The sequence below is a fragment of the Nocardia amikacinitolerans genome (genome assembly GCF_900215415.1).
GTDB lineage: Bacteria > Actinomycetota > Actinomycetes > Mycobacteriales > Mycobacteriaceae > Nocardia > Nocardia amikacinitolerans.
In genome coordinates, this window is record NZ_OBEG01000001.1 from 988,830 (window position 1) to 1,007,774 (window position 18,945).

Genomic DNA, 18,945 nt, shown 5'->3' on the forward strand with positions numbered 1-18,945 from the left:
TCATTCCAGCTCTTCCTCGGCCTTGGCCAGCGCCGCGAATTCCTCGTCCGGAGACTTGGCGACCAGGTGCTTGCGGCTGTAGAGGCCGAAGTAGGCCAGGAAGGCGCAGAAGACGCCGAGGGTGAACAGTGCCGCCTTCGGGTCGACCAGGAAGGTGGCCGCCACCGAGGCCGCCGCGACGACCAGCGCGAACGAGGTGGTGACGATGCCGCCCGGGGTCCGGTAGGGGCGGGGCATATGCGGCTCGCGGATTCGCAGCACGATGTGGCTGACCATCATCAGCACGTAGCTCAGCGCCGCGCCGAACACAGCCATGTTCAGCAGCATCGCGCCCTCGCCGGTGAGCGAGAGGGCGAAGCCGATGATGCCGGGCACGATCAGCGCCAGCATCGGCGCCTTGCGCGAGTTGGTCACCGACAGGCTGGTCGGCAGGTAGCCGGCCCGCGAGAGCGCGAAGGTCTGGCGGGAGTAGGCGTAGACGATGGAGAAGAAGCTGGCCACCAGCCCGGCAAGGCCGATGTAGTTGACCACCTTGGCCGCCGGGCTGTCACCGAGCGCCTCCACCAGCGGGTTGCCCGAGGTCGACGCGCCGTCGGCGCCGAGCGCCCCGGTCACCAGGAACAGCACCAGCGCGCCGGTGACCACGAGCAGCAGCATCGCGACGATGATGCCCTTGGGCACGTTCTTCTCGGGCTCGGTGGCCTCCTCGGCCGCCAGCGGCACACCCTCCACGGCCAGGAAGAACCAGATGGCGAACGGGATCGCGGCCCAGATCCCCATGTACCCGAACGGCAGGAACGACGACGCGCCGGTGGCCTCCGGATCAGGGGTCATATTCGTCAGATTCGCGACGTCGAACTCGCCAAGCGCCGCCACCGCGAAGATCACCAGACCGACCAGCGCGATCGCGGTGATCACGAACATCGCCTTGAGCGCCTCACCGGCCCCGCCGAGGTGAATACCGATGAACAGCACGTACACCGCCAGATACACCCACCAGCCGTCGGTGATACCGAACAGGTTCAGCGACTCCACATAGGCGCCGATGAAGGTGGCGATGGCGGCCGGTGCGATCGCGTACTCGATGAGAACAGCTGTGCCGGTGGCGAATCCGCCCCACGGCCCGAGCGCGCGCCGGGCGAAGGTGTAGCCGCCACCCGCGGCGGGCAGCGCCGAGGACAGCTCGGCCATGCCGAGCACCATGGCCAGATACATGGCGGCGATGACGATCGCGGCGATCAGCAGACCGCCGAAACCGCCCTCGGCGAGGCCGAAGTTCCAGCCCGAGTAGTCACCGGAGATCACGTAGCTCACGCCGAGACCCGCCAGCAGCACCCAGCCGGCTGAGCCGGAGCGCAGGGTGCGTTTGGCGAGATAGTCGTCGGCGGGGATGTCCGTGCCCGCGGCCGGAATCGCGTCGGTACTCACAGGTAAAGCTCCTCATCAACAAACAAGCACGCAGCGACAGCAACGGTGGTCGTCAAGGGTTGCAGAATGGTTGACGACTGTTACCGCCGTGGATCCTCCAGATCAGCGGCGCGTATCCAGCGCCGCTGACCTGCGAGAACGATGTGATAGCGCGTGTTTCACATCACAGTTGAACGGTGTCACCGGTAGGCGGCGGCTGGGACTCCAGCGCGGCCACCTCCGCGTCGGTGAGCAGGCGGGAACGGATCAGGAACCGCACGCCCTGGGGGGCCTCGAGCGAGAAGCCGCTGCCCCGGCCGGGCACCACGTCGACGGTGAGATGGGTGTGCTTCCAGTATTCGAACTGGTCGGCACTCATCCAGAACGGGGTGTCGCCCGGCAGATATCCCAGCAGCACATCCGAGGCGCCCACGCGGAACTCGCCGCGCGGATAGCACATCGGCGAGCTGCCGTCGCAACAGCCGCCGGACTGGTGGAACATGACCGGGCCGTGCCGCCCGGTCAGGTCCTGCAGCAGCGTCGCCGCCTGCTCGGTGAGGTCGACGCGCTGCCCCATCAGAAGAAGCCGAGCTTGCGCGGCGAGTAGCTGACCAGCAGGTTCTTCGTCTGCTGGTAGTGCTCGAGCATCATCTTGTGGTTCTCCCTGCCGATGCCGGACTTCTTGTAGCCGCCGAAGGCCGCGTGCGCCGGGTAGGCGTGGTAGCAGTTGGTCCACACTCGGCCCGCCTTGATGCCGCGGCCGAGGCGGTAGGCGGTGTTCATGTCCCGAGTCCACACGCCCGCGCCGAGCCCGTAGAGGGTGTCGTTGGCGATCTTCAGCGCCTCGTCGGTGGAGTCGAAGGTGGTCACCGCGACGACCGGGCCGAAGATCTCCTCTTGGAACACCCGCATGTCGTTGCTGCCCTTGAAGATCGTCGGCTCGATGTAGAAGCCGCCGGTCAGCCCGTCGACCGTGCGGGCCGCGCCGCCGGTGAGTACCTCGGCACCTTCCTTCTTGCCGATATCGATGTAGGACAGGATCTTCTCGAACTGGTCGTTGCTGGCTTGCGCGCCGATCATGGTGGCCTCGTCGAGCGGGTTGCCACTGACGATGGCCTTGGTGCGCTCGACGCAGCGGGCCATGAACTCGTCGTAGATCGACGAGTGGATCAGCGCCCGCGACGGGCAGGTACACACCTCACCCTGGTTCAGCGCGAACATCACGAAGCCCTCGACGGCCTTGTCCAGGAATTCGTCGTCGGCGGCCATGACATCGGGCAGGAAGATGTTGGGACTCTTGCCACCCAACTCCAGCGTCACCGGAATGATGTTCTCGCTCGCGTACTGCATGATCAGCCGCCCCGTGGTGGTCTCACCGGTGAACGCGACCTTGGCCACCCGCGGGCTCGACGCCAGCGGCTTGCCCGCCTCCACACCGAAACCATTGACCACGTTGAGAACTCCCGGAGGCAGCAGATCCGCGATCAGCTCCACCAACTTCATGATCGAGGCCGGCGTCTGCTCGGCGGGCTTGAGCACCACGGCATTGCCGGCCGCGAGCGCGGGCGCCAGCTTCCAGGTGGCCATCAGGATGGGGAAGTTCCACGGGATGATCTGCGCGACGACTCCCAGCGGCTCGTGGAAGTGGTAAGCGATGGTGTCGGCGTCGACCTCGCTGATCCCGCCCTCCTGCGCCCGCAGCACGCCCGCGAAGTAGCGGAAGTGGTCCACCGCCAGCGGCAGGTCGGCGGCAAGGGTCTCGCGGACCGGCTTGCCGTTGTCCCAGGTCTCGGCGACGGCGAGGGCCTCGAGGTTGGCATCGATCCGGTCGGCGATCTTGTTCAGGATGTTGGCGCGCTCGGTGGGGGAGGTCGCACCCCAGGCATCGGCGGCGCGGTGGGCGGCGTCGAGAGCCAGCTCCACATCGGCGGCGGTGGAGCGGGCGATCTCGCAGAACGGCTGTCCGTCCACCGGCGAGGTGTTCTCGAAGTACCTGCCCTCGACGGGCGGGACCCACTTGCCGTCGATGAAGTTGTCGTACCGCTTGGCGTAGCTGACGATGCTGCCTTCGGTGCCCGGCTTGGCGTAGATCATGTGCGGAAGCTCCTCGCTGATTCCAGTGAAGCGTGACGGCCATCACTATCCGTCGCGAGGGTTGATGAAACGTTGAAGCCCGGACCGATCAGGCGCGAAGAGCGCTGTGCAGGCGGGCTGCGGCCACCGCCCGTCGCGCGTCGCGGGTGGGCAGCAGCGCCAGGGCATGCTCGTGCACGGCGATGTCGTCGGGGGCGGCTTCGCCGTAGGTCAGGGCGTGCTCGGCGTCGGGGCTGGCCAGCACGGCGCTTCGCATGGCGACCTCGAGATGGTCGCGCCATTCGTTGATGCCCGGCGTGTCCGAATCCGGCAGCAGCGGACCGTGATACAGCCGGACGGCGGTGTCGAGATCGCCCGCCTCCAGCGCGCGAAGGACGTCGACGGCGTCGCAGGACAGGGCGGTGATGAAGCGGTAGACGCGGCTGGTGATCTCGCCGCCGGTGGCGCGGCGCAGGTACGACATCTCCGATTTGAGGGTGCTCGCGCCGACCGCGCGATCGCCGTAGACGGCGTAGTGCAGGCGTTCGTGGCTGTAGCCGTCGTCGTCGAGGGCGAGCAGGGTGAGGATCTCCAGCTGACGCGGACGCAGCCGGATCGGCAGCCCGTCGCGGATCAGTTTGCCGCGGCCGAGACAGGTCAGCCGCATCCCGGCAGGCGCGGGCACGACCGCGTGCAGTTTGGACTCGATGGCGGTGGCCATCGTCCGCACAGTGGCCATGGCCAGTGGGTGCGAGCGTTTCCAGGTGGTGGACAGGTCGAGCACACCGAGCAAGGTGCCGTCGGCAGCGCGGATCGGCGCGCAGTAGCAGACCCAGCCGTGCAGGGCGGCGACCAGATGCTCGGCCGAGAACACCGTGTGCGGCTGATCGGTGCGCAGCGCCAGCGACAGCGCGTTGGTGCCCATGTGCGCCTCGTCCCAGCGGCCGCCGGGCGCGAAGTTCACCTGTTCGGCGCGCCTGCGCATGACCGGACCGCCGTAGGTCCACAGGATGGTGCCGGAGGCGTCGGTGACCGCGGCGATGTAGCCCGCGTCGTCGGCGATGCTGTGCAGCTGGTCCTCGAGCTCGGTCACCGGCGCGCGCAGCGGCGACTCCGCCCACCGCGGCCCGATGTCGGTCTCGCTCTCCGGCGCGCAGACACGCCCCGGATCCACCGTCCGCAGCGACCGCAACCACGACTGCGCGACCTCGGTCCGTACCGCCGAACTCCGCTCCGGCGCCGCCCCACCCGCAGGGACCCACTGCGCCCACTCCCGCTCCAGCGCGGCGCGGTGTGCCGAGAGCGTCAGCTGCGGTGCCATCTGCGGTTTCGCGTCTTCCTGTTCGATTGCACGACGAAGTTTGCACGATCATATGCCTCACCGCCACATGCTGAGCAGCAGTTCGTGCGCTCCTCGCAGCCCACGACCGCTTCCTACGGTGCACGCCATCGACCGAGGATGTCTATCGTGTCGCGTCGTTGGCCAGTCCTGTGGCGCGGGCATGGAACTCCACGATCGTCTCCGCGTTCGCACCCACCCATCGCAGCAGCCCACGCAGCTGCTCGGCCGCTTCCGCGCCCATGGGGGTCAGCGCGTAGGAGACGCTCGGGGGTGTGGTCGGCTGCACTGTCCGCTCGGCTAGACCGTATTCGGTGAAGGTGCGTAGGTTCTGCGACAGCATCTTCTCGCTGATGCCGCCGATCCGATCGCGCAGTACGTGGAAGCGCAGGGGTCCGTCGCGCAGGGCCACCAGGATCAGGACACCCCATCGGCTGGTGAGCTTGTCGAGGACGGTGCGGGCGGGGCAATCGCTGTCGAATACGTCACTGCCGCTCGTGGGCGAACTCTCCGCTGCCCGGAACCCTACCGCCATGGAATGAGCTTACCTTCAGGTATGCCCTTTCGAATAGTGAGCTCCCTGCCTACGGTCGGCCCGTGATGCGAACGAACAGAATTCTGGTGATCGGTGCTACCGGGCATGTGGGCGGACAGGTCGCCGCACAGCTCACGACAGGGGCGGCGATACGGGCACTCGTCCGTGATCCCGCCGCGGCGTCGCTGCCGTCGAGCGTCGAGGTCGCGCCTGGCGATCTGACGAAGCCGGACACGTTGGCCGCTGCGTTGGACGGGGTGGACGCTGTGTTCCTGACCTGGCCGATGCTCTCGGCCGCCGTGGCGAACTCGGTGGTCGAAGTGATCGCCGCGCGCGCACGCCGGATCGTCCTGTTGTCCTCGGCGGCGGTGCGCGACGACCTCGTCGAGCAGGACAACCCGATCGGCGAGGCGCACGCGATCATCGAGCGACCGATCACCGAGTCCGGGCTGGAATGGACCTTCCTGCGGCCGCACGGTTTCGCGACTCTCACCCTGGAATGGGCGCCGCAGATCCGGGCAGGCGATGTGGTGCGCGGGGCATATGGGGCGGCATCGATGACGCTGCTGCACGAGGCCGATATCGCCGCGGTCGCGGTGCGCGCGCTGACCAGTGACGGGCACGCTGGAGCGCGCTACGAGCTGACCGGGCCCGTGACGCTGAGCAGGGTCGAGCAGGTGGCGGCCATCGGCGCGGCGCTGGGTCGTCGACTCCAATGGCAGGAGATCACGCCCGCGCAGGCCAAGGCGGAGATGCACTGGATCGCATCGGAATACGCCGACGTCATCCTTTCCGGTCTGGCCGGCATGGTTGACGCGCCCGGGCAGCCGACATCGACGGTGCAGGACATCACGGGAACATCCGGACGCACCTACGCGCAGTGGGTGGCCGACCACATCGCGGACTTCAGCTGACCGGTGAGGTGGCAGAGGACGACTGCTGGTGGATCCACCTGCAACCCTCGCTTCGTGGAGCGGTCGATCAGCGCCGCGGGCGCACTTGACCGGGGTCAGGCGCCAATAACGAATGACCGGTCAGTCATCATTCACGATCGCACTGTTGACCAGCGAACGCGAGTTGTCGAGGATCTTGTTCGACCTGTGGACGGTGGGGCGCGAGCGAGGCGGCGAGAAGCCCATGGACATGGCGGTCGTTTACGCGCGGAACCGGTCGGCGATCACGACCCTGCTCAGCCGACGGTGAATTGCGGGCGGGGCTCGGCGAGCCGCACGCAACAGTGGTGGTGGGCGCGATCGAAGGGTGTCTGCCGCAGTGGCTGGTCGATCCAGCGCTCCCGGTGCCCGACCTCGCCGACACGATCGTCGACATGTGTCTCAATGGCCTTAAACCGCAGGAGGATTCGTGAGTACTATCCATGCGCTGCGACGCTTGGACGCGAACATGATCGCCCCCGAGGCGACCTCCGCCGACCGGCTGTTCGGTTACGCCGCGGGGGGTCGTCGGCGCGATCTTCGCGGTTGTCGCAGGCGCGTGTTCGGGTTGGAGCCCGTGGGCGCTGCTCGTGGTCGGTTCGATCGGATTCGATCTGTTCGGCGGGGCGACTGTGAACGCGATGGATGCGGCCAAACGCTGGTGGCACCGTCCCGGCCAGACACCGCGGCACCATGTGGTTTTCGTCGCCGTTCATGTGCAACCGTTCCTGGTGGCCTGGGTAGTCCCGGGTTTCGGCTGGTGGACGGCGCTGGCCACCTACCTGACGGCCCTGGCTGCGGCTGTCGTCGTGCTGGTCGCGCCCGCCTCGGCGCGGCGACCGATGGGATTCGCCCTGACCACCGTTGCCCTGGCGGTGATTCTGGCCGTCGCGCACGTCCCCGCGGCGATTGCCTGGTTTGTGCCGGTTCTGTTGATCAAACCGCTGCTGGCGCACCTGCAGGCCGAAGACGCGGCCGAGCGGTTTCGTGGAGGGCTCGAGGCTCGATAAGGCGTCATGGATCGTGCACCCGGGGCGAGGACAGCCGAGATGTCGCCGGGGTCAGCGGCGAGGTGATCGGCAAGTTTGCGGTCGCCTTCGGTGATCGAGCGTTGCGGCAGGCTCGTGCCATCGCGGGGTTGGACGGCTTCGGCTCCTTCCGTCCGCACGTGTCGTGGGTGATGAGTGGGGTGCTCTTGGGGTGTCTGACATTTCGCCGGGCTGTGTCGTCGTTCTGGTGAGGTAGTCGAAACCCGATGGTCTGCTGGCTACCGAACCGCAACGCAACCCGGGACCTCACGTTTGCCGAGTCACCCAGGCATATCGGAAGTCCCCGCAAGTGAGGAGAAGACATGTCGCACCCGAAATCTTCGGCCAGGAAGATTGCCACCGCTGCCATCGGAGCCCTGCTCGTCGGTGGTGGGCTCAGCGCCTGCGGCGCGGACAGTGACGAAACGGCCGGGCTGAAGCAGCGGGTCGAGATCATCGAGGCGGCGGCCCTGACAGAGCAACTCACGGTCACCGACCTCGACAAGCCCGGTGCGAGTCTCGGTGACATGACCGTCTACTCGGGCAGTATCCAGCAAGACGGTCGCGAGATCGGGCACGGGGGTGGAGCATGCCAGAACGTCCATATCGAGGGTGACGCGATCACCATGCAATGTGTGCTCACCGCACAGCTCGAACGGGGATCGCTGACCATGCAGGCGGTGTGGGTCCAGGACGCGAGCCCGCTCGATATGGCGATTACCGGTGGTACCGGCGAATACGGTGGCGCGACCGGCACCGCTCGGTTCTGGGAAATCGGGACGCCGCAGGAGCGGATGCGCGCCGAGGTCGTTCTGTTCACGCAGGAGTGACCGGCCGGCGGGACGCGCGGGCTCGGGTATGGCCTTCAGGCGGGGGATGGCCGCGTAGGTCCCTGGCTCGACGCGCCGAGGAGCGCGTAGACCGCGGCCCGGATGCGGTCGGCGACGGCGTCGACGGAGATGACGTCGAACTTGCCGTCGAGGTGCAGGAAGCGAGGCCGTGCACCAGTGCCCAGACGGCGTGGGCCATCGCATCCGGGTCGGCCGTGGGAAACGCCTGCCGCACAATCGATTTGACGCATTCGTGGATCGCGGTGGTCGCTGCCACACGTTCGGACTCGTTGGATCGCAGGGCTCGGCGAACATCACCCGGAACAGGCCGGGGCGGGCGAGTGCGAACTGGACGTAAGCGATGGCGATCGCGGCGAGATCCTCGGCGGTGATCGGCCTGGGATGCGCCGCGGCCAGGCGGGCTGCCAGGTCGCGGTAGCCCACCGCGGCGACGGCGGACAGCAGCGCATCGCGATCGGCGAAATGACGGCACGGCGCGGCAAGTGGACACGCCCGCACGCCTGGCGGCGGCGCGCAATGGGATCAATCAAACGTTACAGTGATTTGACTAACGCAACCACTGTTGTAACAACAACTTTCGGTGACCCGACAAACCGGGCATGACTCTCAATCGCAAGCAGCTGCAACAGTTTTCGGCTCGCGCCGGTGTCGTCGCTGCGGTAGCCGCCGCCGGGGTTGTCGGGCTCGCAGCCCCGTCCACCGCCATTCCGCACAACCCTGACTTTCCGTTCACGCCGACCCTGACGCGCCTGATTCCGACCGACTGCTCCGCGATCATCGACGCCGCCGCCGTGCGGCAGGAGAAGCCCGGCACGTTCGGCGTGCGGGTGAAGGTCACCCAGACCGGGGAGAGCTGTGCCGACTGGAAGGTCGCCGTGCGCTTCAAGAACCTGGATACCGGATACGCGGATGGGCAGCAGCACCCCGTCGTGAACGGTGTCGTCCAACATACGGTGGACGGCGTCATCGTCGGTTTCGGCACGGCGCCGGGCCTGGGCCGGGTGGAGGCTCGGATCGTCGCGCTGGACTCGAAAGACAGGGAGATGGAGCAGATCTCGGGTACGGCGACGTTCACTCTGAGCTGAGCGCGGGTGCCGGTGTCCAGTGCTCGCTGGACACGGCACACTCGGCGCACTCAGGGGCCACTACGATTTCGCGAGCCCGCGCTGGTGTCCGGGTAGCGATCCGGCGCGTTGTTCGCCGATGGTGGGCAGTCGAAAGCCCACTGCCGCACCGCCTTCGGGATGGTTGTCGACATGGACCGTGCCGCCGTGGGCGGTGACGATGTCGTGGACGATGGCCAGGCCGAGGCCGGAACCGGGGGTGGATCGGGTGCGGTCGGCTCGATAGAAGCGGCCGAAGACGGCGTCGCGATCGGTCGCCGCGATACCGCGCCCGTGGTCGCGCACGGTGAGATTCGTTGCGCGCACGGTGATCTCGACGGGGGCGTCCGGCGGACTGAACTTCAGGGCGTTGTCGATGAGATTGTCGACGCAGCGGGCCAGTGCGTGCGGGCGGGCCATGACCGGTTCCGGGTTCTCGACGGCCACGGTGATGGAACGTCCGGTGCAGCGGCGGAATCGGTGCGCGCACTCGTGCGGTGAGCACCAGGATCGGCAACCGGTTGCCGCGCCGTCGCAGCACCCGGCACAGCGAGAGCCCGTCCAGCTCCGGCATGACCACATCCACCACCACCAGATCCGGCTGCCGAGTCTCCAGGACGGCGAGTGCCGCACTGCCGTCCTCGGCCTGGAGCACCCCGTAGCCCTCGAACCGCAACAGCTGGTCGAGGGTGCTGCGCGTCCGGCGACCAGAGGGTCGGGTAGTCGTTGCAGGCCACGGTGACGTAGAGGTCGATGTTCTCCGTGACCGGCGAGGCGGCGGCACGGGCGGCGAAGGCGCGCAGCGGTGCGTCGTCACCGCGGACGGCCGCGCGCAGGGCGGCGGGCACCGTACCGAGCACAGGGTCGGGATCGGCGCCCACACCGGAGGTGGCGGCCTCGAACAGGAGACTGCCGAACTTGTCCTCGGTCAAAGTGAAGGGGCGCTCACCGTCCACGGGCAGGGGATCGGTGCGCAGGCGGGCGTTCACCGCGCGCAGGTCCGCGACGGTCGCCTCGCCGTCACAGGCGCCGCTGCGATCGCAGATGCGTTGCAGGGCAAGCGAAACCGCCTCGGCATTGGGGCGGTTGAGGGTGTCGAAGTCGTGCGGGTACGCGCCGGAAAGGACCATGGAGTGCACACTGTCGGGATGGCGCTGAGCGTAGATCGGGAGCAGGTAGGTGCCGTAGGACATGCCGTAGAGCACCACCTTCGGGATGCCGAGTTCGGTTCGCACGGCATCGAAATCGTCCACCGTCGCGGCTGAGGTGTAGCCCGCCGCCCGCGGTCCGAGGAGTTCGCCGCAGCGGGTTACGGTTCGGCGCTGCTGGTCTCGGGGCAGGGTCAGGAAATCCTGATCGGGGACGCCGCAATCCAGTGGAGTCGACAGGCCCGTGCCGCGCGGGTCGATGAGGAGCAGGTCGTGGTCGGCGAGCAGGCCGCCGTCGACCGCCGCCATGGCCATATCGATGTGCTCGATGAGGGGAACGCCGGGTCCGCCCGGATTCGGCAGGATGGTGCCTGCCGCCGGCGCGTCGCGATCGGCGCGGCGAACCAGAGCGTAGGCGACCTGCACATCACCCAGTTCTGGCTTGCCAGTGACCAATTCGCGGTCCACCGTCCCGCACTCGATGACGTGCCCCTCCGACGGTGGGGCACCACGCCGGTGCGCTCCGCGACGTCTGCGCGCCGCCGCACGCGGTGAGCGCACCGCCCGCCACCAATGCCGCCGCGACGGCTGCCAGCACCCTTCTACGCATCCCTTGCACACCTTTCGCCAGCGTGCCTCCCGGCGAGGCACGCCAGCGATCCTCGGCGCCCGAAGTCAGACATTCGAGAGAGGAACGGCAAAGCGATGTGAGAATTCGCTGCCGGGAGAGTGCACCGGAATCCACGAGCCGACATCCGCGGCGACAGCTTTCGCCCACCGCGGCGTCCCACCGCACAGACCGCGAAGCCAGAACGGTTCGTAGATGAAACTCCAGCCGAAGACTTACTGGTCCCGGCCGAACGCGGCGACGCTCAAAGCTCGGGACTTGACCACCGGCCCGAGCGCGCCACGCGGGGATGCGGCCGTCTACTGCTTACCTTGGTCCGCCCCGTCAGGTAAGGCGCCGTCGTTTTGTCGGGTATGTCGGATGCCTCGCCATCCCAGCGGCAGTTGGACGCGGCCCGCTCGGATGTCGCCGATGAGTTGCGCGTAGCCGTCGCGGACCTCGCCGAGGTGGACCCACGCCGAGTGCCGAAGCTCCTCGCAGTCGGTGTGCAGCACCGTCCACCACGCCTCGGCGTAGGTCTTCGCGACATGGCTGATCACCTCACCGAAGGTGTGGGTGTGGCGGCGCGCGCACCGGCTGTGGCGGACGTAGAACGCCGCCCAAGAGTTGATCTTGTCGATGACCTGCGCGATATCCGCGTGCAGGGCCGACTCGGTGACGTCGGGTGTGCGCCGCCGAGGATTCAAAGCCGTCGAAATCAGGGCGGCGTGCAGATCGCCGAGTTCCCTTGCCCACGCGACCAGCGGCAACGGCTCGGCGAGACGACCGCCGATCGCGGCCAAGAGCTGCTCCGGCGACAGCAGGGATCCCGCGTCTGTCGCCGGATCTTCCGCCGCCTCGACCATGCCCGCGTCCACGGGGCTCACTCGTCCATCGCGAACCGACGCTTCGGACAGGCGGACTTTCCCTGGGTTGCCCGCTCGAACGCAGAGACAGAGGGGCGGTGGATGGTGACCACCCGGCGGCGACGGTTCAGGGCGCGGGGTGACCATGGGCTACAGCTGGTGACGACGGTGCAGTCGCCGCCTGGGTGGGGTACACGCATGGTTGGTTGCTCGAAGGTAGATCGATTATTGATGCGGCGAGTGCGCCGCTGTGACTCGGCGCATAATGCTAATGCTGACTGCGCACTCAGTCAACGCCGGGTCGGGCGTCACCCAGGCGCTGGAGTGTGCGGGAAAATCGGACGAGGAGGGGTGGTATCGGTGGGCAAGCGTGCGGCGGAGCCGGGCAAGTCGGGTGCGATTCTCGATATCTTCACGCGCCACGTTGCCGAGAAGGGCTACGACGGGACCAGCTTCAGTGACGTCGCCAGTGAGTTGGGCATCTCGCAGGGCTTGATCGTGCATCATTACGGCACGAAAGCGCGCTTGCTGGACGCCCTGCATGTCTCCTATATGCGGCGGAGGATCGAGGAGGCAGAGCACATCGTGGCGGCGTTTTCCACGCCGACCGAACGGCTAGCCGCGCTGTTGCACGCGTCCATGCTGTACCAGGTGCACGATCGAAATCGCACCGTCGCATTCCAGCGCGAAGTCGCGCGGTTCGCGCAGCAGGATGAGAATTCCGAGGGACGCAAGCTGCGCAGGCACTACATCGGAATCCTGCACGGCCTGCTCGACGCGGGTATCGCCGCGGGCGAATTCCGGCCCGTCGAGATCAGTATCCGGAGCCTGCTCATCTTCGGCGCCGCGCAATGGGCGTGGACGTGGTTCGAACCGGAAGGGCGCAGCTCTGCCGAGCAGGTCGGTGCCGAAATGGTCGATCTCACGCTCGGCTCTCTGTTGGTCGACCGGACGTCGTTGCCGCGTCTCAGCGATCCCGACGGCCCGCTTGTCGCCGCGGTAATCGAGATCATCAGCGCGGCGGAAGGGACGCCGAACGAACTACCGGACGCCTGACGCGCTCGGTAGGCGAGGGACGATTATCGAGACCGGTCCGCCGATCGATCGCTCGGGTCAGCGGCCGGTCCCGTGCGGAAGTCGATTGGTTCGTCCAAGCATGTACGGGGGAGCCAGGTTGAAGCGGCGGCAATCGCCGCAGCGCCGCGACATGGCGCCGGCGGTGCCCGTGTGGTGCAGGACGGCCTGGGTCGGGACGACCTCGAGCGTGAAGTCGTCGTCCAGCGCGGCGTGACCGTCGATGATCAGTACGTGGCCGGTCGGCGTGGCCGGTGGCCAGAGCAGGGTCACCGCCGGGTTGGCGGTGATATTGCGGCAGGTGACCGGTCCGGGCGCGGGTATGCGGAATCGGTTGGTGTCCAGGACGGGGTGGTGGGGTGTGGTGTGCGGCCCCAGGTCGCCGATGCTGACGAGAAAGGCGAGGTCGTATCCGCCGATGATGTCGACCAGTTCTGGCGGGAGGTCCTGCGCGCTCATTCCCCAAGCGTAGGCGAATCCAAGGGCTTATCAAGCTGGTTTCACCGTGGATGAGGTCTTGTCGCGGGACCATTCCCGAATGTGCGGTTATCCGACGCCGAGCGTGACTTCGGTCGACTTGATGAGGACCTTGACGTTGGTCCCTTCGGTCAGGCCGAGGTCTTCGGCGGCGTCGCGGGTGATCGAGGAGGTGATCTCGTCACCGCCGGCGAGGCGCACACGGACCACGGCCATCGCTTCGCCTCGGGTTACCGAGACCACTGTTCCGTCGAGTTGGTTTCGGGTGCTCAGTCGCATGGCGCCGACGATACGCCCGCGCTATGGGACCAGCCGGTAGCGTCGAGGCGGTCCGGCGAGTTCAGCGTCACCCGTACCGACGCCGCAGTGGGAGCACACGTCCGCACCGACATCCGGGCGCGGGCTGTGCGCGGCTCACGCCGGGTACGACCGTGTTTCGGTGGCCTTGACCGCTGCCCAGAGTCGCTGGCCGGGGTGCAGGCGCAGCTGGGCGACGGTGGCCGGTGTGATGTCGGCGAGGACCGGTGGTGTGCCGTCGAGCCGGACTCGGGTGGTGTGCGCGTGTTGTTCGATTCCGGTGATCGTGACCGGCCAGCTGTTGCGTGGGCTGCCCACCGGCTGGTCCGGATGCAGTCCGACCGCGTGGGGCGCGAACGCGACGTAGACCGGCCCGTCGGTGGGTTCCACGATGGTGAGGGTTCCGCCGCCGTCGAGCTCGACGCGAGTGCCGCGGGCGGTGCCGCGATAGAGGTTCAGCCCCATCAAGTGGGCGACGTAGTCCGAGCGCGGCCGGGCCGCGACTTCCGCGGGTGCGCCCTGCTGCACGATCGCACCGTCTTCGAGGATGACCAGCCGATCGGCGAGCACCATGGCGTCGAGCGGGTCGTGGGTGACGAGGACGGTGTGGCCCGGGTAGTCGCGCAGATGGTGAGCCAGATCCGAACGCACGTGCAGTCTGGTGCTGGCGTCCAGCGCGGCCAACGGTTCGTCGAGCAGCAGCAGCTGCGGTTCGGTCACCAGCGCCCTGGCCAGCGCCACCCGCTGAGCCTGACCACCCGAGAGCGCGCGCGGCCTGCGCTGTCCGATGTCGGTCAAACCGACACGGGCGAGCCATTTTTCGGCGCGTTCCCGAGCGGGCGCGCGGCGCATGCCTCGGGCTCTGAGTCCGAAGGCGATGTTGTCCAGCGCCGAGAGGTGCGCGAACAGCAGATAGTCCTGGAAGACCACGCCGACCTCGCGGCGTTCGGCGGGCACGAACACCGACGGCGGTGCGTCCCAGGTGTGGTCGTCGAGCCGGATGTGCCCGCCGGTGAGCGCGATCAATCCCGCAAGTGCTCGCAGCGCGGTCGTCTTGCCCGCCCCGTTGGGTCCCAGCAGCGCGACGACCTCACCCGGTTCGACACGCAATGGCAACTCGAGGTCGAAAGATCCTCTGCTGACCCGCAATTCCGCTGTCAGCGTCATACCGCACCCCGAATCCAGCGTTCCCGCAATGCGACGAGCACGGCCACCGACACGAGCAGCAGCACCAGGCTGAGCACGATCGCGGCATCCGGATCGGACTCGAGCGCGAGGTAGACCGCCAGCGGCATCGTGGTCGTGCGGCCGGGAAAGTTCCCCGCGAAGGTGATCGTCGCGCCGAACTCGCCAAGTGCGCGCGCCCAGCACAACACCGCGCCCGCGACCACCCCCGGCAGCACCGAGGGCAGGGTGACGCGGCGGAACGTGTACCAGCCGGTGGCGCCGAGGGTGGCGGCCGCTTCCTCGTATCGCGTGTCGGCCGCGCGCAACGCACCCTCGACCGAGATCACCAGGAAGGGCATGGCAACGAACGCTTCGGCGACGATCACGCCCGCGGTGGTGAACGGCAAGGAGACGCCGAACCATTCGTAGAGGTAGCGGCCGATCAGCCCGCGCCGACCCAACACCAGCAGCAGCGCGACGCCGCCGACCACGGGCGGCAAGACCAGCGGCACGGTGACCAGCGCGCGGATCAGACCGCGCCCCGGCAGTTCCGCGCGCGCGAGCAGCCACGCGAGCGGAATGCCGAACACGAGGCAGATCACCGTGGCCGCGGACGCGCACACCAACGAAAGCCGCAGTGCCTGACCGACTTCGGCGCTGAAGAGCCGGCTCGGCATGGTAGCCCACGGCGCACGGACCAGCAGCCCGATCAGCGGGACGACCAGGAACGCCAACCCGCAGACGGCGGGCAGCACCAGCGCGAGCGGTCGTCGCCCGCGCGCCGCCCGCCGCCGCGAGGGCGCGATCACGGGGTGTCGAATCCCGCCGAATCGAAGACCTGCTCGGCTTGGTCGGAGGTCACGAATTCGACGAACGCCGCCGCGGCCGCCGCGTTCGGCGCGTGCGCCAGCGGGGCGACGGGGTAGTCGTTGACCGCCTTGGTCGACTCAGGGAAGTCGATGCCCTCGACCTTGTCCCCGGCCGCCTTGACGTCGGTGCGATACACCAGGGCCGCGTCGACCTCACCGAGGGTGACCTTCGTCAGTACCGCTTTCACGTCCTGCTCGCGAGTATCGGGTTGCGGGGTGATCCCCGCGGCCTCGAACACCGTCTTGGCCGCGGCGCCGCACGGCACCTGCTCGGCGCACAGGGCGAGCTTGGGCTCGGTCTTGCCGAAATCGGCCAATCCGGTGATCTTTCCCGGGTTGCCCTTCGGGACCGCGATCTCGAGCCGGTTGCGCACGAAGGTGACCGGTTCGACGGTGACCTCGCCCTTGTCGCGGACCTGCTGCATGTTCTTGGGCGCCGCCGAGGCGAAGACGTCGGCCGGAGCGCCCTGGTTGATCTGTTCGGCCAGTGCGGAACTCGCGCCGAAACTGTAGACAACCTTGACGCCGGGGTGCGCGGCCTCGAACCGCTTACCGAGTTCGGTGAACGTCTCGGTCAACGACGCCGCGGCGAACACGGTCACCGTGCCCGAGATCTGCTGGCTTCCAGCGGGTTCGGACTTGTCGTCGGAACCGCATGCTGCGACGCTCATCGTGGCCAGCACGGCCACCGCCCCGACAGCCGATCTGCGAATCATCCTCATCCTCATCAACTTTCCGGTATCTCCACCACGACATGCGTGGACTTCACCGATGCGACAGCGACGCTGCCGACTTCCAACCCGAGTTCGTCCACCGACTCCCTGCTCAGCAGCGACACCAGCCGAAACGGTCCGGCCTGCATCTCCACCTGCGCCATCACGGTGTCCTTCACCACCCGGGTCACGATTCCGCGCATGCGATTGCGGGCCGACGCGGCGATGGTCACGCCAGGCGCGGGCGCCTCGGCGCTGGTCTGTAGGAACTGGGCCAGTTCGCGACCGCTGACGCCCTTGCGGCCGTTGTCCAGCTGAATCGCCTGAAGCCGGCCCTGATCGATCCAGCGGCGCACGGTGTCATCGCTGACTCCCAGGAGCGCGGCCACTTCACTGATCCGTAGATTCGACACAGGACCCATCCTATTTCCGCATTCGCGGATGCGATAGCCTCGCCCACCCGCAAGCACTCCGGCAACACCGGGACAACGAGTCACGCCTTTACCCGGCCGCGGGCACAGATCTCGTCACCGGTCATCACCACCTCGGCGCGCACCGGCCCGCGAACCACACCACCCGGCACCTCGGCAGGCGGCGGCCGACACCACCGCACCATTCACCCGGGTTCCCGCCCGCGCCAGGACATCGCCGGGGTCCAGACACCTGTCATCCCATCTACTCGAATACCGGCCCTTCCGGGTGATAGATACTTGTCTGCGGAGATGTCACGGGGCTTTCACCGCAATTGCTCCATCGTCACAGAATGCTCACCTCGGGGGAGTGAAAGCGGTGCGATGGGCCGCGCGGGTGAGCCTCGGTCGCTATGGCAAAGCGCGCACCGGCTCGGCGCCGTCCCGGGCGGTGAAGGCCATGCCGCGGAACCGGCCGGCCGTCCGCGACGGATGTTGACGCATGGTTTGCCCGGGTCGCCCCCGAAGCGCGCGGCCGTCGGCGAGAAGGACACCCGGCGGGCGGCCTCCCGGCTGGGTGCCCGGAAAGGTGGGCGTGCATGTCACCGCCCGGCATCTCTCCGGTCTTCGTGCCAGATGACCGGAGAGGTGCTTTCGTGGTATGCGCCCGCGAGTACCACCTAGTGGACGGAATCCCCGGCGAGCCAGATACGTCCGATGCCGAAGGTGCCGACCAGGGACAGCCGCACGCGCCAGGCGTTCCCGACGATGACTATGCAGTCGAAGTCGATGGCCGCGGCGGCTGCGGCATCGACGTCCACGTGTCGATCGAACGGTCCGATTCCCGGTGCCGACTCGATCTCAACGGTATGGCGCTATAACCGATCTCAGCTGGCGGCCTGGCGCAATGCCCAGGCTCTCGTCCAATAGATCCCGGTACACATCGTATTGGCGCACAGCCTCGGATACGTTGCCCTCATCGAGATGAGCTTCGATCAGGGCACATTGCGTCGTTTCGCGGAGCGGCTCGAGGGCCACGGCGATAAGGCCTGCCTCGATCGCCGGCTCATAGAGTCCCAGCGCCGTCAACCGTTTACAGAGTGCCTCGAGGCCATGCAGCCGCAATTGCCGTAGCCGCTCACGCTCGAGCAGGACCCAGTCGTCATCCCATCCAGGCAACAGTTCTTTGGACAGCGTCTCCGCGGTCACTTTCGGAGCCTCCAGCGCCTGCGGATCGGCGATGAGCTGTCGAGTCGCACCGGTGAGTTCGACTACGTCGATCTGTACGTTGCCCCCGATTCTGAGATAGGGCCCATCCGAAACGACCAGAGACCGCTCCAGTTTCCGAAGCCGCCACAGCACCGTACGCAAGTTTGCGGCTGCCCGGTTTTCGACACTGTTCATCCACAGCGTGTAGGCCACGGTTGATCGGCGTAGATGGCGATTGTGCAGCGCAAGGAAAGCCAGCAGCCTTTGTGCGGCAACGGAGAGCGGGATGGCGACACCGCCACAACGCAACTCGAGGCCACCGAGCAGGCCCAGCCGCGCCGGTGGCATATCCGGTGGTTGCGCACGCGCATAGGCTCCGTATGACGTCATCAGAACCTCAGTCGATATCAGCGTCGTTCCGCACGCTTCGGCGGCAGATACACCTACTTGATTCGACACCCGATTCGGCTTTTTGACAAGACGGTCCCACCGATACAAGGCGCAAAGTCACTGAGCCAGTTTGGCTTCGGCCAGTCGGATCACCCATTGTCGAACGACGTCCAGTATGTCATCAACCCCCGTAGCGTACTCACAGTCTGCAATCCTTGTTTCAACCGAACTCCATCCGAGGAAACGTGCTATCAGCCTGACATCGTCGTTCTCACGATGACACCAGACGCGGATCAGCATGATGCCTGACGGATCAGGAGAAGCCCCCAGTTCGTCCGCATTGCCCATGCGAGGACTTTGGTCTGTACGAATCACCTGTCCGTCACGCAGGCGTCACAACCAGAATCAGGGCTGGGCTTTAACTGCCGAGTGACGTAGCAGCAGACAGCA

General features: G+C 67.2%; 22 protein-coding genes and 3 pseudogenes. 6 read left to right on the top strand and 19 right to left on the bottom strand.

Annotation, left to right across the window (positions count from 1 at the left end; genetic code table 11):
• The 5 genes from eat to CRP45_RS04700 form a co-directional block, all read right to left on the bottom strand.
• Positions 1-1,428: an ethanolamine permease gene (gene eat / locus CRP45_RS04680; protein WP_097243928.1), complete on the bottom strand. Its 1,428-nt coding sequence runs from the start codon at positions 1,426-1,428 to the stop codon at positions 1-3.
• A gap of 163 nt (positions 1,429-1,591) precedes the next feature.
• Positions 1,592-1,984, bottom strand: a complete 393-nt coding sequence (locus CRP45_RS04685; RefSeq protein ID WP_097243929.1) for a DUF779 domain-containing protein — start codon at positions 1,982-1,984, stop codon at positions 1,592-1,594.
• The gene (adh, locus tag CRP45_RS04690; protein ID WP_097243930.1) at positions 1,984-3,501 is read right to left on the bottom strand and encodes an aldehyde dehydrogenase; all 1,518 of its coding nucleotides are present in this window, start codon (positions 3,499-3,501) and stop codon (positions 1,984-1,986) included. The genes CRP45_RS04685 and adh overlap by 1 nt, the downstream gene beginning before the upstream one ends.
• Positions 3,502-3,589: 88 nt before the next feature.
• Positions 3,590-4,801: a GAF domain-containing protein gene (locus CRP45_RS04695; RefSeq protein ID WP_097243931.1), complete on the bottom strand. Its 1,212-nt coding sequence runs from the start codon at positions 4,799-4,801 to the stop codon at positions 3,590-3,592.
• Between the two features lie 142 nt (positions 4,802-4,943).
• Positions 4,944-5,354 (bottom strand): winged helix-turn-helix transcriptional regulator, encoded by a 411-nt coding sequence (locus CRP45_RS04700; protein WP_097243932.1) that lies wholly within the window; start codon positions 5,352-5,354, stop codon positions 4,944-4,946.
• Positions 5,355-5,419: 65 nt separating this feature from the next.
• On the opposite strand from CRP45_RS04700, the gene CRP45_RS04705 reads away from it, so the two are divergent.
• The 4 genes from CRP45_RS04705 to CRP45_RS04715 all read left to right on the top strand — a co-directional run bounded on the left by CRP45_RS04705 (position 5,420) and on the right by CRP45_RS04715 (position 8,144).
• Entirely contained in the window at positions 5,420-6,268 is an 849-nt protein-coding gene (locus tag CRP45_RS04705; protein WP_097243933.1) for an SDR family oxidoreductase, read from the top strand.
• A gap of 329 nt (positions 6,269-6,597) precedes the next feature.
• Positions 6,598-6,720, top strand: a complete 123-nt coding sequence (locus CRP45_RS34900) for a hypothetical protein (RefSeq protein ID WP_281256160.1) — start codon at positions 6,598-6,600, stop codon at positions 6,718-6,720.
• 156 nt (positions 6,721-6,876) lie between these two features.
• Positions 6,877-7,296 (top strand): hypothetical protein, encoded by a 420-nt coding sequence (locus CRP45_RS04710; protein WP_097243934.1) that lies wholly within the window; start codon positions 6,877-6,879, stop codon positions 7,294-7,296.
• Between the two features lie 341 nt (positions 7,297-7,637).
• Positions 7,638-8,144 (top strand): allene oxide cyclase barrel-like domain-containing protein, encoded by a 507-nt coding sequence (locus CRP45_RS04715; RefSeq protein ID WP_097243935.1) that lies wholly within the window; start codon positions 7,638-7,640, stop codon positions 8,142-8,144.
• Positions 8,145-8,179: 35 nt separating this feature from the next.
• On the opposite strand, the pseudogene CRP45_RS34430 reads toward CRP45_RS04715, so the two are convergent.
• A pseudogene (locus CRP45_RS34430) lies at positions 8,180-8,691 on the bottom strand (TetR-like C-terminal domain-containing protein).
• 73 nt (positions 8,692-8,764) lie between these two features.
• On the opposite strand from CRP45_RS34430, the gene CRP45_RS04725 reads away from it, so the two are divergent.
• Positions 8,765-9,250, top strand: a complete 486-nt coding sequence (locus CRP45_RS04725; protein ID WP_067783704.1) for a hypothetical protein — start codon at positions 8,765-8,767, stop codon at positions 9,248-9,250.
• Between the two features lie 60 nt (positions 9,251-9,310).
• Here CRP45_RS04725 and CRP45_RS04730 read toward each other — a convergent pair whose 3' ends face one another.
• The 4 genes and pseudogenes from CRP45_RS04730 to CRP45_RS04740 all read right to left on the bottom strand — a co-directional run bounded on the left by CRP45_RS04730 (position 9,311) and on the right by CRP45_RS04740 (position 11,910).
• Positions 9,311-9,688: a sensor histidine kinase gene (locus CRP45_RS04730; RefSeq protein WP_179830759.1), complete on the bottom strand. Its 378-nt coding sequence runs from the start codon at positions 9,686-9,688 to the stop codon at positions 9,311-9,313.
• 127 nt (positions 9,689-9,815) lie between these two features.
• Positions 9,816-10,151: pseudogene (locus CRP45_RS35070) on the bottom strand (response regulator); the annotation flags it as partial.
• Positions 10,152-10,374: 223 nt separating this feature from the next.
• Positions 10,375-10,731: pseudogene (locus CRP45_RS34440) on the bottom strand (alpha/beta fold hydrolase); the annotation flags it as partial.
• Positions 10,732-11,343: 612 nt separating this feature from the next.
• Positions 11,344-11,910 (bottom strand): hypothetical protein, encoded by a 567-nt coding sequence (locus CRP45_RS04740; RefSeq protein WP_143861335.1) that lies wholly within the window; start codon positions 11,908-11,910, stop codon positions 11,344-11,346.
• A gap of 339 nt (positions 11,911-12,249) precedes the next feature.
• Between CRP45_RS04740 and CRP45_RS04745 the strand changes: the two genes are divergently transcribed.
• A complete protein-coding gene (locus tag CRP45_RS04745; RefSeq protein ID WP_218841075.1) occupies positions 12,250-12,945 on the top strand; it encodes a TetR/AcrR family transcriptional regulator in 696 nt (231 codons plus the stop codon).
• A gap of 57 nt (positions 12,946-13,002) precedes the next feature.
• On the opposite strand, the gene CRP45_RS04750 is transcribed toward CRP45_RS04745, so the two are convergent.
• The 9 genes from CRP45_RS04750 to CRP45_RS33180 form a co-directional block, all read right to left on the bottom strand.
• Complete coding sequence (locus CRP45_RS04750) at positions 13,003-13,422, bottom strand: pyridoxamine 5'-phosphate oxidase family protein (RefSeq protein WP_097243940.1); 420 nt, start codon at positions 13,420-13,422, stop codon at positions 13,003-13,005.
• 87 nt (positions 13,423-13,509) lie between these two features.
• Positions 13,510-13,719, bottom strand: coding sequence for a TOBE domain-containing protein (locus CRP45_RS04755; protein ID WP_218841076.1), 210 nt, complete (start codon positions 13,717-13,719; stop codon positions 13,510-13,512).
• 135 nt (positions 13,720-13,854) lie between these two features.
• Positions 13,855-14,904, bottom strand: coding sequence for an ABC transporter ATP-binding protein (locus CRP45_RS04760; protein ID WP_097243942.1), 1,050 nt, complete (start codon positions 14,902-14,904; stop codon positions 13,855-13,857).
• A complete protein-coding gene (gene modB, locus CRP45_RS04765) occupies positions 14,901-15,713 on the bottom strand; it encodes a molybdate ABC transporter permease subunit (protein ID WP_245909898.1) in 813 nt (270 codons plus the stop codon). Before modB ends, CRP45_RS04760 begins: the two co-directional genes overlap by 4 nt.
• The gene (gene modA, locus CRP45_RS04770) at positions 15,710-16,489 is read right to left on the bottom strand and encodes a molybdate ABC transporter substrate-binding protein (protein ID WP_097243943.1); all 780 of its coding nucleotides are present in this window, start codon (positions 16,487-16,489) and stop codon (positions 15,710-15,712) included. The genes modB and modA overlap by 4 nt, the downstream gene beginning before the upstream one ends.
• 11 nt (positions 16,490-16,500) lie before the next feature.
• Entirely contained in the window at positions 16,501-16,899 is a 399-nt protein-coding gene (locus CRP45_RS04775) for a TOBE domain-containing protein (RefSeq protein ID WP_097244568.1), read from the bottom strand.
• A gap of 677 nt (positions 16,900-17,576) precedes the next feature.
• Positions 17,577-17,717: a hypothetical protein gene (locus CRP45_RS33680; protein ID WP_179830760.1), complete on the bottom strand. Its 141-nt coding sequence runs from the start codon at positions 17,715-17,717 to the stop codon at positions 17,577-17,579.
• 40 nt (positions 17,718-17,757) lie between these two features.
• Complete coding sequence (locus tag CRP45_RS04780; RefSeq protein ID WP_097243944.1) at positions 17,758-18,495, bottom strand: AfsR/SARP family transcriptional regulator; 738 nt, start codon at positions 18,493-18,495, stop codon at positions 17,758-17,760.
• A gap of 117 nt (positions 18,496-18,612) precedes the next feature.
• Positions 18,613-18,843: a hypothetical protein gene (locus CRP45_RS33180; protein ID WP_143861336.1), complete on the bottom strand. Its 231-nt coding sequence runs from the start codon at positions 18,841-18,843 to the stop codon at positions 18,613-18,615.
• Positions 18,844-18,945 lie beyond the last annotated feature (102 nt).

Bases quoted from the DNA above. Each gene is read 5' to 3' on its own strand.
- CRP45_RS04685 (WP_097243929.1), bottom strand. From the start codon at position 1,984: ATGGGGCAGCGCGTCGACCTCACCGAGCAGGCGGCGACGCTGCTGCAG.
- adh (WP_097243930.1), bottom strand. From the start codon at position 3,501: ATGATCTACGCCAAGCCGGGCACCGAAGGCAGCATCGTCAGCTACGCC.
- CRP45_RS04695 (WP_097243931.1), bottom strand. From the start codon at position 4,801: ATGGCACCGCAGCTGACGCTCTCGGCACACCGCGCCGCGCTGGAGCGG.
- CRP45_RS04700 (WP_097243932.1), bottom strand. From the start codon at position 5,354: ATGGCGGTAGGGTTCCGGGCAGCGGAGAGTTCGCCCACGAGCGGCAGT.
- CRP45_RS04705 (WP_097243933.1), top strand. From the start codon at position 5,420: ATGCGAACGAACAGAATTCTGGTGATCGGTGCTACCGGGCATGTGGGC.
- CRP45_RS04715 (WP_097243935.1), top strand. From the start codon at position 7,638: ATGTCGCACCCGAAATCTTCGGCCAGGAAGATTGCCACCGCTGCCATC.
- CRP45_RS04725 (WP_067783704.1), top strand. From the start codon at position 8,765: ATGACTCTCAATCGCAAGCAGCTGCAACAGTTTTCGGCTCGCGCCGGT.
- CRP45_RS04730 (WP_179830759.1), bottom strand. From the start codon at position 9,688: ATGGCCCGCCCGCACGCACTGGCCCGCTGCGTCGACAATCTCATCGAC.
- CRP45_RS04750 (WP_097243940.1), bottom strand. From the start codon at position 13,422: ATGAGCGCGCAGGACCTCCCGCCAGAACTGGTCGACATCATCGGCGGA.
- CRP45_RS04755 (WP_218841076.1), bottom strand. From the start codon at position 13,719: ATGCGACTGAGCACCCGAAACCAACTCGACGGAACAGTGGTCTCGGTA.
- CRP45_RS04760 (WP_097243942.1), bottom strand. From the start codon at position 14,904: ATGACGCTGACAGCGGAATTGCGGGTCAGCAGAGGATCTTTCGACCTC.
- modA (WP_097243943.1), bottom strand. From the start codon at position 16,489: ATGATTCGCAGATCGGCTGTCGGGGCGGTGGCCGTGCTGGCCACGATG.
- CRP45_RS04780 (WP_097243944.1), bottom strand. From the start codon at position 18,495: ATGACGTCATACGGAGCCTATGCGCGTGCGCAACCACCGGATATGCCA.
- CRP45_RS33180 (WP_143861336.1), bottom strand. From the start codon at position 18,843: ATGGGCAATGCGGACGAACTGGGGGCTTCTCCTGATCCGTCAGGCATC.